The organism is Streptomyces sp. NRRL B-1140 (genome assembly GCF_001280065.1).
Taxonomy (GTDB): domain Bacteria; phylum Actinomycetota; class Actinomycetes; order Streptomycetales; family Streptomycetaceae; genus Streptomyces.
In genome coordinates, this window is the sequence record NZ_LGEA01000148.1 from 223,604 (window position 1) to 238,540 (window position 14,937).

The window sequence follows — 14,937 nt, forward strand, 5'->3', positions numbered from 1 at the left end:
TGGCCTCAGGCGAGACCGGCGAGTCGGAGCAGCAGTGACTTCACATCGGTGGCCGCGACGCGGTCGCCGACAGCGCGGGGGGTGGAGCAGATGAGGAGCGGACCGTCGTCGTCGCTCTGCGGAAGGCGGCCGTGGCTGCCGCGAATAGGTGATGGGTCCAGGGGCACGACCGCCATGCGGTAGCGCATGCCGAGCTTCTTGCGCGCCAGTGCGGTGGCCGCCTTGACCTTGACGTAGGGGTCGAGGGGATCCATGAAAAGCTCGACCGGGTCGTAGCCGGGTTTGCGGTGGATCTCGACCAGCTGCGCGAAGTCGGGCGCGCGCTCGTCGTCGAGCCAGTAGTAGTACGTGAACCAGGCGTCGGGTTCCGCCACGGCGACGAGTTCGCCGGCGCGCGGATGGTCGAGGTGATGGGCCTTCTTGCCCTCGTCGTCCAGGAGCTCGGCGATGCCGGGCAGATCCTCGAGCGCCGCCCGGGTGGCATCGAGGTCCTCGGGGCGTCGCACGTAGACATGGGCGATCTGGTGGTCGGCGACCGCGAAGGCACGCGAGGCCATCGGGTCGAGGTACTCCATGCCGTCCTGCGTGTGCACGTCCAGCAGCCCGGCGCGGCGCAGGGCGCGATTGATGTCGACATGCCGGTTCACCCGGGTGATGCCGTACTCGGACAGGGCGACGACGGTGCGGCCCTCGGCGCGGGCGTCGTCCAGCAGCGGGGCCATGGCGGCGTCCAGGTCGGCGGCCGCCTTCAGGGAGCGCGGGTCGTCGGGACCGAAGCGCTGCAGGTCGTAGTCGAGGTGAGGGAGGTAGCAGAGCGTCAGGTCAGGGTGGCGGGTGGTGATGATGTGGCGGGTGGCGTCGATGATCCACCGGCTGGAGACGAGGTCGGCGCCGGGGCCCCAGAAGTGGAACAGGGGGAACGTGCCGAATCTCCCGGTGAGTTCGTCGTGGAGTGCGGCCGGTCGGGTGTAGCAGTCGGGTTCCTTGCGGCCGTCGGCGTAGTAGACGGGACGAGGGGTGACGGTGATGTCGGTGTCGGCGCCCATGGCGTACCACCAGCAGATGTTCGCGACGGTGTAGCCCGGGTGGGCGCGGCGGGCGGCGTCCCAGAGCTTGTCACCGGCCACGAGCCCGTTGTGCTGGCGCCACAGCAGGACGTCGCCGAGTTCGCGGAAGTACCAGCCGTTGCCGACGATGCCGTGCTCGGAGGGCATGGCGCCGGTGAGGAACGTGGACTGGGCGGCACAGGTGACGGCGGGCAGAACGGTGCCCAGCGGGGCGCGGGAGCCGGACTGGCCGAGCGCTTTGAGGTGGGGCATGTGGTCGAGGAGACGGGGGGTGAGGCCGACGACGTCGAGGACGAGGAGCGGGGTGGGGCGGTCCGTGGCGGCCGGGAGCGGGGCGTGCGTGCCCGTGGCGGGTGCACGGGGTGCGGGCGTGTCCGTGGCGGCCGGGGGTGGTGCGGGCGTGTCCGTGGCGGCCGGATCTGGGTGCTCATGGGGGCCGGTGCTCATGGCAGCTCCTTCAGTCCGAGGTCCGTCAGCAGGTCGCGGGCGAGGGCCAGTTCGGCGGCGATGCCCTCGGCGAGCTGGGTGCGGCCCTTGGGGCGCAGCTCGGGCGGAAGGGCCTGCCAGGTGTAGGTCTCGACCTCCAGGTGGCGGGTGAGCGGGGCCGGGCCGCCGACCAGTCGGGTCAGTGCGGACTTCAGGACCCCGAGCGTGGAGGTGAGGGGCGCGGCGGGGGCCGCGTGCAGCGGGACGTGGAAATGGGCGCGCCAGGGTGAGGCGTCCGGCAGGGCATTTCCGGCGAGGGCCTCTTCGAGGTCGTCTGTGGCACGCAGACCGGCGGCGGTCGCCGTGCGGGTCTGGTGCAGGAAGCGGGGTTCGGCGAAGGCGGCCAGTGCGTCGCGCACCTCGGGGAGGTGGGGGTGCTCGGCGTGCAGGGCGGCGGACAGCTGGGACTTGACGACGGGGACGCGCGCTGCGGCGAGCGCGTCCAGGGCGGTGTGCGGATCTTCGAAGGAGGTGGCGAGATGGCAGGTGTCGACGCAGATGCCGATGCGGTGGTGGCCGATCGCGGTGAGCGGGGCGATGGCGTCGTGGGTGGTCTCGATGACGCAACCGGGTTCCGGTTCCAGGCCGACGCGGATGGAGCGGCCGGTCAGTTCCTCGAGGGCGTCGAGGCGTTCGGCGAGCGTGCGCAGGGCGGTGCGGGCGGTTTCGGCTCGCCTGTCGTCGTACGCGGTGCGCCAGGCGAGGGGCAGTGTGGAGACGGTGCCGTCGGTGACGTCGTCCGGGAGGAGACCGGCGAGGACGCGGGCCAGGGCGGCGGTGTGATCGAGGCGCTCCGGATCGGCCCAGTCCGGCTTGTAGACGCGGTATTTGACCTCCTCGGCACCGAAGCCCTCATAGGGGAAGCCGTTGAGGGTGACGACCTCGAGGCCGCGGCGGTCGAGCTCGGTGCGCAGGCCGCGCAGGGCGGACGGGTCGGTGACGAGGGCGTGGGCGGCGTCCCTGGCGAGCCACAGCCCGATGCCCAGCCGGTCGCGGCCCAGGCGTCGGCGGACGGGTTCGCAGTGGTCGCGGAGCTGGGCGAGGACACCGTCGAGGCTTTCGGCGGGATGGACGTTGGTGCAGTAGGCGAGGTGGACGGTGGAACCGTCGGGGTGGCGGAAGCGCATGGTTCACGCCTCCGCGGCGGTGACGCGGGCCGGCCCGTCGCCGTCCCCCGGGCCGGTGTCCGCCTCGTGCGGGTCCTTCGGGGCACCACGGAGGACGGAGTTGCCCTCGTGGGTGGTGTCGGTGCCCGGGACGTCCAGGTTCAGGCGTCCGCTGAGCCCGTAGAAGGCGACGGGGTTGCGCCACAGCACCTGGTCGACGTCGTCCTCGTCGAAGCCCTCCGCCAGCATGAGGTCGCCGACCTTGCGCGTCTTGAGGGGGTCGCTCCTGCCCCAGTCGGCGGCGGAGTTCACCAGGACCTGCGCGGTTCCGTAGGTGCGCAGGATCTCGACCATGCGCTCCTCGTCCATCTTGGTGTCCGGATAGACGGAGAAGCCCAGCCAGCAGCCGCTGTCCCTGGCTTCCTTCACGGTGGTCTCGTTGAGGTGGTCGACCAGGACCCGGTCCGGGGCGAGGTCGGATTCACCGACGACGTCGAGGGTGCGACGCAGCCCGGCGAGCTTGTCGCGGTGCGGGGTGTGCACGAGGGCGGGCAGGCCGTGGTCGGCGGCGAGCTGGAGCTGTGCGGCGAGAGCGGTGTCCTCCGCCGGGGTCATCGAGTCGTAGCCGATCTCGCCCACCGCCACGACGTGGTCCTTGACGAGATACCGCGGCAGTTCGTCGAGGACGGGCCGGCAGCGCGGGTCGTTCGCCTCCTTGGGGTTGAGGGCGATCGTGCAGTGGTGGGCGATGCCGTACTGGGCGGCGCGGAAGGGCTCCCAGCCGAGGAGGGAGTCGAAGTAGTCACGGAAGGAGGCGGGCGAGGTGCGCGGCTGGCCGAGCCAGAAGGACGGCTCGACGAGGGCGCGGACACCGGCGGCGTACATGGCCTCGTAGTCGTCGGTGGTTCGGGACGTCATGTGGATGTGGGGGTCGAAGATGCGCATCAGGACTCCTTGCCGTGGGGGTGGTCCGTGCCGGAGGCCGGGGTGACGGACTCGGTCAGGTCCAGAACGCGGTACAGGTCCTCGGGGACGGTGCGGCCGGCGGCGGTGCGCTCGGCGGCGTAGTCGCCCAGCATGCGGGCGAGTTCGCCGTCGCCGGCCGCGCGCCGGGGCAGGTCCGCCACGTCGTCGACGGGGACACCCGTGAACAGGCACTTCAGCACGGCGTGGCGCCAGACGTGGGCAGTCAGGTACCGGGCGGCGTAGGGGCCGAGCGCGGCGCCGATGAGCCGGGTGTCGTTGGTGCGCAGGGCGTCCTCGACCAGAGGGAGGGCGTCCGGGCCGGACACGAGGTGGGGCAGGGCGTGCAGTACGGCTCGGCGTTCGTCGGCGGTGCCCTGGGAGTACACCCGGGTCAGGGCGTCGGCGTCGGCGCTGGCCGCGGCCAGGATGAGGACACGGGCGGCGTCGGCGTAGGCGGGGCCGCAGCGCCGGCCGGCTTCGGCGAGACGCAGCTCCCAGACGGAGATGGGCCCGTGGAGGCCCGGGTGGGCGGCGGCCTCGTCGAGGGCGTGCCCGAGCCAGGTGCGGGCGGGTGGGTCGAGGTGGGTGGTGAGGTGGTGACGGAGGTCGGTGAGCGAGGGGGTGGGGGCGGTGTCCCGGGTGGAGAAGCGGACGCGGGCGTCGGTGTCGCCCGGGCCCTTGGCGGCGGTCGGGTCGGGTTCTTCGACGCTCTGGGCGTCCGGGCTGCGCTCGGTGTTCTCGGTTCTCGCCGCTGGTGAGGTTCGAGGCTGGGTCATCTGGTGCTGCTCCCCTCATGGGTGGTGGAGTCAGCGCCGTGGGGTGGCGCGGTCTGCCGACGGGCCGGGGCGGAAACGGGCGACGGGGAGGCCGCGGTCCGCTCGGCGTGGCGGAGGAACGGGAGGGAGTGTGCGGCGAAGTGCGGGCCGGCGTGGGAGTGGCGGGGCAGTTCGACGACGGTCAGGCCCTGGTAGCCGGTTGCCGCCAGGGCCGCCAGGACCGGTGGGAAGTCGATCTCTCCGTCACCGAGGGGGAGGTGCTCGTGGACACCGCGCCGCATGTCCTCGATCTGGACGTGCCGGAGCCAGGGGGCGGCGGCCCGCACGCAGTCGGCCGGGGGAAGGGGTTCGAGGCACTGGCAGTGGCCGATGTCCAGGGTGAGGCCGAGCGGTTCGGGGTCGCCGAGGGCGCTACGGAGGTGGTGGAAGTCGGCCAGGGTGGCCAGGAGGTGGCCCGGTTCGGGTTCGACCGCGAGCGGGATGCCCGCTTCGGCGGCGGCGTCCAGGACGGGGGGCACGGTCTCGGTGAGGCGTTTCCAGGCGGTGTCGGTGTCGGTGCCCTGCGGTGTGACGCCGCTGAAGCAGTGGACGGCGTGCGCGCCGAGGTCGGCGGCGACCCGGACGGCCCGCACGAGCAGGTCGGCGCGGCGGGCCCGGTCGCCGGGGTCCGGGTCGAGCAGCGACGGGCCGTGCTTGCGGCGCGGATCGAGCACATAGCGGGCGCCCGTCTCGACGGTGACACCCAGCCCGAGTTCGTCCAGCCGGTGCGCGACCCGGCGGGTGCGGGCGGCGAGGCCGGGGGCGAGCGGGTCGAGGTGCATGTGGTCGAGGGTCAGTCCGACGCCGTCGTAGCCGAGGTCGGCGAGGAGGGCGAGGGCGTCGTCGAGCCGGAGGTCGGCGAGGCCGTTGGTGCCGTAGCCGAAACGGAGGGAGGGGGCGGCGCCGGCACGGGTGATGGAGGTGTGGGTGGTGGAGGCGTGGGTGTGGGGGCTCATGTGACGCTCACCTTCTTCGCGAACCGGGCTCCGAGGGGGGCGAACGCTGCGACGAGGAGGGCGGTGGTGCTGCCCCGAGAGCGGGCGGCGAGGGTGGCCTGAAGGGGGATGGTGGCGCGGATGCCCGCGCCGACGGCGCGCTGGGTGAGGGGAGGTGAGGGGTTCAGGGTGGCGTGGACGTAGGCGCGGGCGGTCGTCGCGGCGTAGGCGGCCGCGAGGACGGTGGTGAGCGGGGCCGCGGGTGTCCGGTCCGCCTTCCGGGGGGCTCCGGGGCCGCCGGTCGGCGCGTGGGCGGTCGCCTGCCCGGGGCTCGGCGTGGAGGTCGTGGAGGTCGTGGAGGTCGTGGAGGTCGTGGAGCAGCGTGTCACCAGACGAGTGAGCAGCGCGGTCGTTGCGAGGGCCGCCAGCGGGGCCGCGGGCGAGCCGCCCTGGGCCTCCTGGCGGGAGACCGTGGTGACGGCCAGGGTGTGGGTGCCGAGGAGGGCGGCGGAGGGCAGGGCCGGTCGTGGGCGGCCCGTCGTGGCCGCGGCTCCCAGGAGCAGATCGAGGCCGCGGGCCGTTCCCATGGCCAGGGGCCCCGCGGGCGTGTGCTTGAGGCCGAGGTCGTACGCCCAGACGGTCGCGGCCAGGGGCGCGGCGACGGCGAGGGCGGGACGGCCGGCCCGGGCGGCCAGGGCCAGTCCGGCTGCGGTGAGGGCTCCGGCCGCCGTGAGGGCGGCGGTGGGGCGGATGCGGCCGGAGGGCAGGGGGCGGTGCGGGCGTTCGACGGCGTCGACGTCGCGGTCGGCCCAGTCGTTGAGGGCCATGCCGGCCTCGTACAGGCAGAGGGAGGAGGCGATGGCGAGCAGGGTGCGGGAGGTGGGCCGTGCGCCGGTGGCTGCCGCGCCGGCCAGGGCGTCGCCGGGAACGGTGAACAGGGCGGGCAGACGGAGCAGTTCGGCCCAGGCGCGGGCACCGCGCGGGTCGGAGCCGCCGGTGCGTGGGCGGGGGGCGGCGGCGGTGTATGCCGGGGTGGCCGCGGGAGTCCCGCCGGGGCCGCCGCCAGGACGCTCTCGCGGCGTCATCGTGCTCCCCCGGTCTCCTCCGTGTCGCGCACCGCCCGGGTGCCGCGGTCGCCTCCGTCGGCCTCCCCGAGGCGGCGTCCGAACCGGACCAGTTCCTCGTACTGCTGGGCCAGCCCCGACGGACCGTCGCCCACCGGGTCCTTGAAGTAGAAGCCGAGAGCGCCGAGCGGGCCGGACATCCCCGCCTCGTGGGCGCGGGCGGTCAGGCGGGCCAGGTCCAGCACCAGGGGTGCGGCCAGGGCCGAGTCGCAGCCCTGCCAGATGGTCTGGAGGATCATGCGGGTGCCGAGAAAGCCGTCGAAGGCGATGTGGTCCCAGGCGGTCTTCCAGTCTCCGAGGGCGGGGACGTCGTCGATGTGGACCTCGCCCTGGGGGACGGTGCCGAGGGTGTCCGCGAGGACGCGTTCCTTGCCGGCGTTCTTCGCCGCGGCGGCGGCCGGGTCGGCGAGGGCGGCGCCGTCGCCGCCGCCGAGCAGGTTCGTACCCGACCAGGCGCGGACCGTCAGCGTGCGCTGGGCGAACATCGGGCCGAGGACGGCCCGCAGCAGGGTCTGTCCGGTCTTGCCGTCCCGGCCTGCGTGGGGCAGGCCGCCGCGCTCGGCCTCTCGGGCGGCGACTGGGTGGTGCATGCCCTCGGAGGGAGTGAAGTTGACGTAGGGACAGCCCGCGCGCAGGGCGGCCAGCGCGTACAGGGTGCTGGCCGGCAGCGGGCCGTCCGGCCCTGGGGAGGCGGGTTCGGTGGAGGCGACGTTCACCACCACGGCCCGCTCCAGCTCGTGGCGGTGCAGGAAGTCGCGCAGGTCGTCGGCGAAGGCCGTGATCAGTTCGGTCTCGCCCCTGGTGTCCCCCGGTGCGGGGCCGCCGGGCCTGATTTCCCGGTCGACGGCGGCTAGTTCGGCGTTGACGGCGGTGGCGACGCCGGGTGGGAGGACGCCGCCGGCGGTCAGGGACTCGGCGCGCTTGGGCAGCGGGCAGTCGAGGGTGTCGTGGCCGCCGAAGACGAGGTCGGGCAGCGCGGGAAGGCCGCTGCCGGTGAACGCCGCTGTTTCGGTCACCATGCCGGTGGGCGGGTGCAGTCCGGCGGCGATGGCGGCGCACCCCGTGACGACGGTGGTGGCGACGGAGCCTCGGGCTCCGATCAGCCACACCCCCACACGCGGTCGGGAGAGGGACGCGGACATGGGCAGCCTCCTGATCGTGCGCGAGCCACGGGGGGAGAGAGATGCGGAGACGGCGGGCGGGGGTCCGGCGTCCCCCGCCCGCCGCCGTTCAGTTGCCCTCGGAGGGCAGTTCCTTCAGCTGGATGTTGCGGAAGGAGACCTGGTCACCGGCGCCATGGTTCTGGAGGCCGATGTAGCCGTCGGTCAGGCTCCGCTGGGGGTCCGTGTTGGTGAAGTCGTTGATCTTGACTCCGTTGAGGAACACCTGGAGGCGTTCGCCCCGGACCTTGATCTCGTAGGAGTTCCACTGGCCGGGCGGCCGCAGGACCTGGTCTCGGGCCTTGATGTTCGCCGACTTGAAGGAGTAGACGGAGCCCGTGGTGCGGTCGGCCGCGTCGGTGGCGTCGATCTGGATCTCGTAGCCCTTGTTCACCGCGGACCAGGGGTCGTCGGAGGCGGGGAAGCCCACGAAGATCCCGGAGTTGTCGTCGCCCCGCATCTTCCAGTCGAGCTTGAGCGAGTACGACTTCAGCTCCTTGGCCTGGTACCAGAGCAGGCCCATGCCGCCCTCGGTCTCCAGGGTGCCGTCCTTGACGTTGAACTGTCCGGGTCCGGCCTGCTTCCAGCCGTCCAGGGTCCGGCCGTTGAAGATCTTGCGGTAGTCCTTGCCGGGCTTGCAGTCCGCCTTCACCTGGCCGGTGGCGTACTGCAGACCGCCGAGCAGGTGGGCGCGGAAGGCGGTGTCAGCGTAGGACTCCTTGGTGTGGCCGCCGCCGGTGTAGAAGGACCGGCCGCCGCCATAGCTCTGGCACCAGGCGATCGGGTGGTCGCCCTTCATGGTGCCGCCCTGGTAGGTGGTCTCGTCCAGGGTGGCGAGGACCTTGGCCTTCTCCCGCGGGTTGGTGCGGTAGTTGTACCACTCGTCGGTGCGTTCCCAGGCGTCGTCCAGGTGCGCGGTCGAGGGGTGGTCGTGGTCCTCGACGCGGACGGTGGCCTTCTGGATGGCCGGGTGCGACTGGAAGTAGGCGCCGACGAGGCCGCCGTAGAACTCCCAGTCGTACTCGGTGTCGGCCGCCGCGTGGATGCCCATGTAGCCACCGCCGCCCGCCACGTAGTCCTCGAACGCCTTCTGCTGCTCGGCGTTGAGCACGTCGCCCGTGGTGGACAGGAAGGCCACCGCGTCGTACTTGGCCAGGTTGGTGGTGGTGAACTGCCGCGCCTCCTCGGTGGCGTCGACGGTGATGCCGGCCGGGCCGCCGAGTTCCTTCAGGGCGGTGATGCCCGCCGGTATGGAGTCGTGGCGGAAGCCGGCGGTCTTCGAGAAGACCAGGACCTTCTTGCCGCCCTTGAACGGCTCCTTGGAGAACTCGAAGTCGTCCACGTCGTAGAGCGCGCCCTCGCCGCCCTTGAAGACCAGGTAGATACCGGTGGTCTTCTTCGGCAGCGACCGCAGGGGCACGTCGACGTTCTGGAAGGTCTCCCAGCCGCCGGTGGGCGGGATGTACGCCGAGCCGTGCAGCGGTCCGTCGGGTGAGCCGGTGCGCAGCTCGATGAAGCCGCCCGCCCCGCCGGAGGAGGCCCGCATGGTCATCTTCTTCTGCCCGTCGAAGCGGTAGGGGCTGAAGGAGATCCAGTCGCCGTCGTTGATGTCGCCGACGGTCTTGCCGCCGTTGGCGCCGGTCTTGGTGATGACCGACACGCCCGACTGGGTGGTGAAGTGCTCGCCTTGGCGGTGCAACGGCTGGAGCACGGTGCGGGCGGTGCCGGTCAGGGACTCCTGGCCGTTGGCCCCGCCGTCGGTGTAACTGGCGCCGACGACGCCGTAGATGTTGGCGTTGGGGTCGTGGCCGCCGTCACCGGGGGGCGGTGTCAGGGTGCCCTCGCAGCCCATCTCACTGGTCAGTTCGTGGGCGTGGGAGTCGTGGCCGAGGCTGTAGGTGACCTTGACCTTGGAGCAGTCGACGGTCTCCTCGGGGTCGGTGACCTTCACCTTGAACGGTACGGGCTTGCCGAAGGCGGCCATGCTGCCGTTGCCCGGGGTCTCGATCGTCACCTTCGGCTCGGTGTTGCCGACCACGATCCGGACGCTGGCGTTGCCGGTGTTGCCCTCGGGGTCCTTGGCGGTGAAGGTGGCGCTGTAGGTGCCGATCTTCTTGTACTTGTGGGTGGGGCTGAGGCCTTCGCCCTTGGTGCCGTCGCCGAAGTCCCAGCCGTAGGTGAGGTCCGTGGAGTCGGCGTCCTTGGCGGAGGCGGTGAACTTCACCTTCAGGCCGGCCGCTCCGGACGTCTTGTCGGCGCTCACCTCGGCGATCGGGGAGAAGCCGTCCTCGGCGTTCTCGATCCGGTACAGCGCGGAGTCCTTGTCGCCCTGGAACCAGGACAGGCCGTAGTCGAGGACGTAGAGGGCGCCGTCGGGGCCGAACTCCATGTCCATGATCTGGGTGCCGGTCCACGGGAAGTCGTTGATCTTCGCGACGGACCCGTCCGCGTTCTCCTCGATCCGCTTGATCCAGCGGCGGCCGAACTCTCCGGCGAAGAAGTCCCCGTCGTAGGCCTCGGGGAACTTCACGCTGGAGTTCAGCGCGGGGTCGTAGCGGTAGACCGGGCCGGCCATCGGGGACTCGGAGCCGCTGCCGAACTCGGGCACGGAGCCACCGTCGTACGGGATCCAGGCGGCCTGCGCGGGCGGCAGATCGGTCAGGCCCGTGTTGTGCGGCGAGGTGTTCTTCGGGGCGTCGCAGTCGAACGTCTCGCCGGAGACCTTGGTGGCGAAGTCGTAGTCGACGTAGGGGTCGTTGTCGCCGGTGCAGAAGGGCCAGCCGAAGTTGGCGGCCTTGGTCACCTTCGCGAACTCGACCTGTCCGCCCGGGCCGCGCTTGGGATCGGCGGCCCCGGCGTCGGGGCCGTAGTCTCCGACGTAGATCGTGCCGGTCTTGTCGTCGACGCTCATGCGGAACGGGTTGCGGAAGCCCATCGCGTAGATCTCGGGGCGGGTCTTGGCGGTGCCCGGGGCGAACAGGTTGCCCTCCGGGACCGTGTAGGAGCCGTCCTCGGCGACCTTGATGCGCAGGATCTTGCCGCGCAGGTCGTTGGTGTTGCCGGCGCTGCGGCGGGCGTCGAAGGCCGGGTTGCGGTTCGGCCGGTCGTCGATCGGGGTGTAGCCGTCGGAGGCGAACGGGTTGGTGTCGTCGCCGGTGGACAGGTAGAGGTTGCCGTCCTTGTCGAAGTCGATGTCGCCGCCGACGTGGCAGCAGGTGCCCCGGGAGGCGGCGACGTCCAGGACCTTCTTCTCGCTGGACAGGTTCAGCGTGCCGTTGGGGTTGAGGACGAACCGCGAGAGGCGGTTGACGCCGTCGAACTTCTTGAAGTCGTCGGCGGTGCCGGTCTCCGGGGCGTCACCCGCGGGAGTGTCGAGCGGCGGGGCGTAGTAGAGGTAGATCGCCCGGTTGTTCTTGAAGTCCGGGTCGATCCCGACGCCCTGGAGACCTTCCTCGTCGTGGCTGTACACGTCGAGTTTGCCGGCGATCTTGGTGACGCCTCCCTGGTCGGTGAGGCGCAGCGTGCCGTCGCGCGAGGTGTGCAGGACGCTGCGGTCCGGGAGCACGGCGAGCGACATCGGCTCGCCCGTCTCCGGTTCGCCCTTGGCGAGCGGCACCTGCTGGAACTGACCCTCCGCGGCTGCGGGTTCGTCGTGTTCCGGGTGTCCGGGGTGGGCGCCGGCGATGGTGGCCGGGGTGCCGACGGCGAGGAGCAGGCCGGTGAACAGGGCGACGGTGGCGCGCAGTGCGGGCCGCCTGGGGGCGCGGGTGCTTCGGGGTCTGGTTCTGTGCACGAAAGTCCCTCCGGGAACGGGGTGGGCCGTACGGGGTGGGTGCGAAGCGTGCGGTGCGGGCGCCGGGGTGCGCCGTCACCCCGGAGGTCTGGGTGCCTTGAATCCGGTCAAGGCAGGTCTGCGGCGCCGAACCCGTGGCTCAGCTGTTGAACGCGGCGTCGAAGGACGCGCTGGGCGGTTCGAAGTCGAAGGCCTTGAGGCGTGTCAGCGCCTCGGGGGCGCCCTGGAGCCGGTCCATGCCGGCGTCCTCCCATTCGACGGAGACCGGGCCGGTGTAGTCGATGGAGCGCAGCATCCGGAAGACGTCCTCCCAGGGGACGTCGCCGTGCCCGGCGGAGACGAAGTCCCAGCCGCGCCGCGGGTCGCCCCACGGCAGGTGGGAGCCGAGCCGGCCGTTGCGTCCGTCGAGGCGCTTGCGGGCCTCCTTGCAGTCGACGTGGTAGATCCGGTCGCGGAAGTCCCAGAGGAAGCCGACCGGGTCGAGGTCCTGCCACACGAAGTGGCTGGGGTCGAAGTTGAGGCCGAAGGCGGGGCGCCGGCCGACGGCTTCCAGGGCCCGCTGGGTGGTCCAGTAGTCGTAGGCGATCTCGCTGGGGTGGACCTCGTGCGCGAACCGCACGCCTTCGGCGTCGAAGACGTCCAGGATCGGGTTCCAGCGGTCGGCGAAGTCCTGGTAGCCGCGTTCGATCATCGTCTCGGGCGCGGGCGGGAACATGGCGACCAGGTGCCAGATGGCGGAGCCGGTGAACCCGATGACGGTGTTCACCCCGAAGGCGGCCGCGGCCCGGGCCGTGTCCTTCATGCGTTCGGCGGCCCGCTGCCGGACTCCTTCCGGGTCGCCGTCGCCCCACACCTCGCCCGGCACGATGGCCCGGTGGCGCTCGTCGATGACGGCGTCGCAGACGGCCTGGCCGACCAGGTGGTTGGAGACGGCCCAGCACTTCAGGCCGTACTTGTCGAGCAGGGCCCGGCGGCCGTCCAGGTACGACGGGTCGGCGAGTGCCTTGTCGACTTCGAAGTGGTCGCCCCAGCAGGCGAGTTCCAGGCCGTCGTAGCCGAAGTCGCGGGCCAGGCGGCAGACCTCCTCCAGGGGCAGGTCCGCCCACTGGCCGGTGAACAGCGTGAACGTGCGGGGCATCGGGAAAGGCCTCCTCAGACCGCGATCGGCGTGTAGACGGAGTTCTTCTCGGCGCTCTCCTCGACCGCCGCGAGCACGCGCTGTACCTGCAGCCCGTCGGCGAAGGAGGGTTCGGGGCGGCGTCCCTCGGCGATGGCGTGGACGAGGTCGCGGGCCTGGTGGACGAAGGTGTGCTCGTAGCCGAGGCCGTGGCCGGGCGGCCACCAGGCCTCCAGATAGGGGTGGTCGGGTTCGGTGACGAGGATCCGGCGGAACCCGGCCTCGGCGCCGGGGTCGGTGGCGTCGTGGAAGGACAGCTCGTTGAGCCGCTCCAGGTCGAAGGCGAGCGAGCCGCGCTCCCCGTTGAGTTCGATGCGCAGGGCGTTCTTGCGGCCGGTGGCGTAGCGGGTGGCCTCGAACGAGGCCAGCGCACCGGAGGGGAAGCGGGCCGTGAACAGGGCGGCGTCGTCGACGGTGACCTGTCCGGTACCGGCGGAGGTGACGGCGGACAACCCGCTCGTGGCACCGGTGGGCAGCGGCCGCTCCCGTACGAAGGTCTCCGTGACCGCGGAGACACCCGCCAGCGGCTCCCCCACCAGGTACTGCGCGAGGTCGATGATGTGCGCCCCCAGGTCGCCGAGCGAGCCGGAGCCCGCCTGCTCCTTGCGCAGCCGCCAGGTCAGCGGGAACCCGGGGTCGACCAGCCAGTCCTGGAGGTACGTCACGCGCACGTGCCGCAGCCTGCCCAGGCGGCCTTCCGCGACCATGCGGCGGGCCTGGGCGGTGGCGGGCACCCGGCGGTAGTTGAAGCCGACCATCGCCACCTGGCCGCGCGCGTGGGCCTCCTCGGCGGCCAGGGCCATCGAGGTGGCCTCCTCGACGGTGTTGGCGAGCGGCTTCTCGCACAGGACGTGCTTGCCCGCGGCCAGGGCGGCCAGGGCGATCTCGGCGTGGCTGTCGCCGGGGGTGCAGATGTCGACGAGGTCGACGTCGTCCCGCTCGACGAGGGCCCGCCAGTCGGTCTCGGTCGACTCCCAGCCGTGCCGGCCGGCCGCGGCCCGGGCGGCGGCGCCGTCGCGGCCGCAGATCACCGCCTGCACGGGGTTCAGCGGCAGGTCGAAGACACGGCCCGCGGTGCGCCAGCCCTGGGAGTGGGCGGCGCCCATGAAGGCGTAGCCCACCATCCCCACGCGCAGGGGTGGCTTGCCTGCCTCGGTCCCCTCCGGCTGCTCCTGCGGCTGTCCCATACGGGTGTCCTCCTCCTCCTGGTCGGGATGGCGCACGTGGGGGTGCGGGGCGGCTCACTTGAAGCCGGTGGACATGTACCGGTCGACGTTGGTCTTGTCGACGACGGCCGAGTAGAGGGTGAGCGACGACGGGATCTCGAACTCGGCCAGGCCCCCGATGCCCTTGCTCTGGCCGAGGGCGCGGGCCAGGTCGATCGCGGAGGCGGCCATGGTCGGCGGGTACAGCACGGTCGCCTTGAGGACACCGTCGTCCTGCTCGATGGCCTGGAACGCGGAGAGCGCACCGGCGCCGCCGACCATCAGGAAGTCGTCGCGCCCTGCCTGCTCGATGGCGCGCAGCGCGCCCACGCCCTGGTCGTCGTCGTGGTTCCACAGCGCGTCGAACGTCGACTGGGCCTGGAGCAGCTGGGCCATCTTGGCCTGGCCGGACTCGACGGTGAACTCGGCGGCCTGCCGGGCGACCTTCTTGATGTTGGGGTAGTTCTTCAGGGCGTCGTCGAAGCCCTGGGTGCGCTGTTTGGTGAGCTCCAGGTTGTCCAGGCCCGCCAGTTCGATGACGCGGGCGCCGGACTTGCCCTTGAGCTTCTCGCCGATGTAGTGCCCGGCGTTGAGGCCCATGCCGTAGTTGTCGCCGCCGATCCAGCAGCGGTAGGCCTGCGGGGAGTTGAAGATGCGGTCGAGGTTGACGACCGGGATGCCGGCCCGCATCGCCTTGAGGCCGACCTGGGTGAGGGCCTTGCCGTCGGCGGGCAGCACGACCAGGACGTCGACCTTCTTGTTGATGAGGGTCTCGATCTGGCCGATCTGCTGGGCGGTGTCGTTGGAACCCTCGGTGATCTCCAGGGTGACGTCGGAGTACTTCTCGGCGCGGCTCTTGGCGTTGTCGTTGATGGCGTTGAGCCAGCCGTGGTCGGCCTGCGGTCCGGCGAAGCCGATGGTGACCTTCTTGCCGGGCTTGTCGTCGGCGGCGGGCTGGTCGTTGCCGGCCGGCTCGTCCTTGGATTCGGACGGCTCGTTGCTCGTGCACCCCGTGAGGAGGGCACCGGCGGAGACGGCGGCGGCTCCGAAGAGCAGCCCTCTGCGGCTCGCGAAAGGCGTGTGCTCTGGCATGGCGGTCAACC

Annotated in this window: 11 protein-coding genes; all 11 read right to left on the minus strand. The window is 71.9% G+C overall.

Features of this window, described 5'->3' with window-relative positions; translation table 11 throughout:
- Window positions 1-5: 5 nt before the first annotated feature.
- The 11 genes from ADK65_RS34260 to ADK65_RS34310 all read right to left on the minus strand — a co-directional run bounded on the left by ADK65_RS34260 (window position 6) and on the right by ADK65_RS34310 (window position 14,926).
- Entirely contained in the window at window positions 6-1,514 is a 1,509-nt protein-coding gene (locus ADK65_RS34260) for a nucleotide pyrophosphatase/phosphodiesterase family protein (RefSeq protein ID WP_053675119.1), read from the minus strand.
- Complete coding sequence (gene eboE, locus ADK65_RS34265) at window positions 1,511-2,680, minus strand: metabolite traffic protein EboE (RefSeq protein WP_053675121.1); 1,170 nt, start codon at window positions 2,678-2,680, stop codon at window positions 1,511-1,513. Before eboE ends, ADK65_RS34260 begins: the two co-directional genes overlap by 4 nt.
- A gap of 3 nt (window positions 2,681-2,683) precedes the next feature.
- Complete coding sequence (locus ADK65_RS34270) at window positions 2,684-3,604, minus strand: TatD family hydrolase (RefSeq protein ID WP_053675123.1); 921 nt, start codon at window positions 3,602-3,604, stop codon at window positions 2,684-2,686.
- A complete protein-coding gene (locus tag ADK65_RS34275) occupies window positions 3,604-4,401 on the minus strand; it encodes an EboA domain-containing protein (RefSeq protein ID WP_063788078.1) in 798 nt (265 codons plus the stop codon). Before ADK65_RS34275 ends, ADK65_RS34270 begins: the two co-directional genes overlap by 1 nt.
- Window positions 4,398-5,396, minus strand: coding sequence for a sugar phosphate isomerase/epimerase family protein (locus ADK65_RS34280; protein WP_053675125.1), 999 nt, complete (start codon window positions 5,394-5,396; stop codon window positions 4,398-4,400). Before ADK65_RS34280 ends, ADK65_RS34275 begins: the two co-directional genes overlap by 4 nt.
- The gene (locus ADK65_RS34285; protein WP_053675128.1) at window positions 5,393-6,460 is read right to left on the minus strand and encodes an SCO3242 family prenyltransferase; all 1,068 of its coding nucleotides are present in this window, start codon (window positions 6,458-6,460) and stop codon (window positions 5,393-5,395) included. The genes ADK65_RS34280 and ADK65_RS34285 overlap by 4 nt, the downstream gene beginning before the upstream one ends.
- Window positions 6,457-7,641 carry an inositol-3-phosphate synthase gene (locus ADK65_RS34290; protein ID WP_053675129.1) on the minus strand — a complete coding sequence of 395 codons (1,185 nt, stop codon included), beginning with the start codon at window positions 7,639-7,641 and terminating at the stop codon, window positions 6,457-6,459. Before ADK65_RS34290 ends, ADK65_RS34285 begins: the two co-directional genes overlap by 4 nt.
- A gap of 88 nt (window positions 7,642-7,729) precedes the next feature.
- The gene (locus tag ADK65_RS34295) at window positions 7,730-11,452 is read right to left on the minus strand and encodes a ThuA domain-containing protein (protein ID WP_053675131.1); all 3,723 of its coding nucleotides are present in this window, start codon (window positions 11,450-11,452) and stop codon (window positions 7,730-7,732) included.
- 139 nt (window positions 11,453-11,591) lie between these two features.
- Window positions 11,592-12,590 (minus strand): sugar phosphate isomerase/epimerase family protein, encoded by a 999-nt coding sequence (locus ADK65_RS34300; RefSeq protein WP_053675133.1) that lies wholly within the window; start codon window positions 12,588-12,590, stop codon window positions 11,592-11,594.
- A gap of 14 nt (window positions 12,591-12,604) precedes the next feature.
- Window positions 12,605-13,816, minus strand: coding sequence for a Gfo/Idh/MocA family protein (locus tag ADK65_RS34305; RefSeq protein WP_053675135.1), 1,212 nt, complete (start codon window positions 13,814-13,816; stop codon window positions 12,605-12,607).
- Window positions 13,817-13,870: 54 nt separating this feature from the next.
- Window positions 13,871-14,926, minus strand: coding sequence for a substrate-binding domain-containing protein (locus ADK65_RS34310; RefSeq protein WP_053675138.1), 1,056 nt, complete (start codon window positions 14,924-14,926; stop codon window positions 13,871-13,873).
- Window positions 14,927-14,937 lie beyond the last annotated feature (11 nt).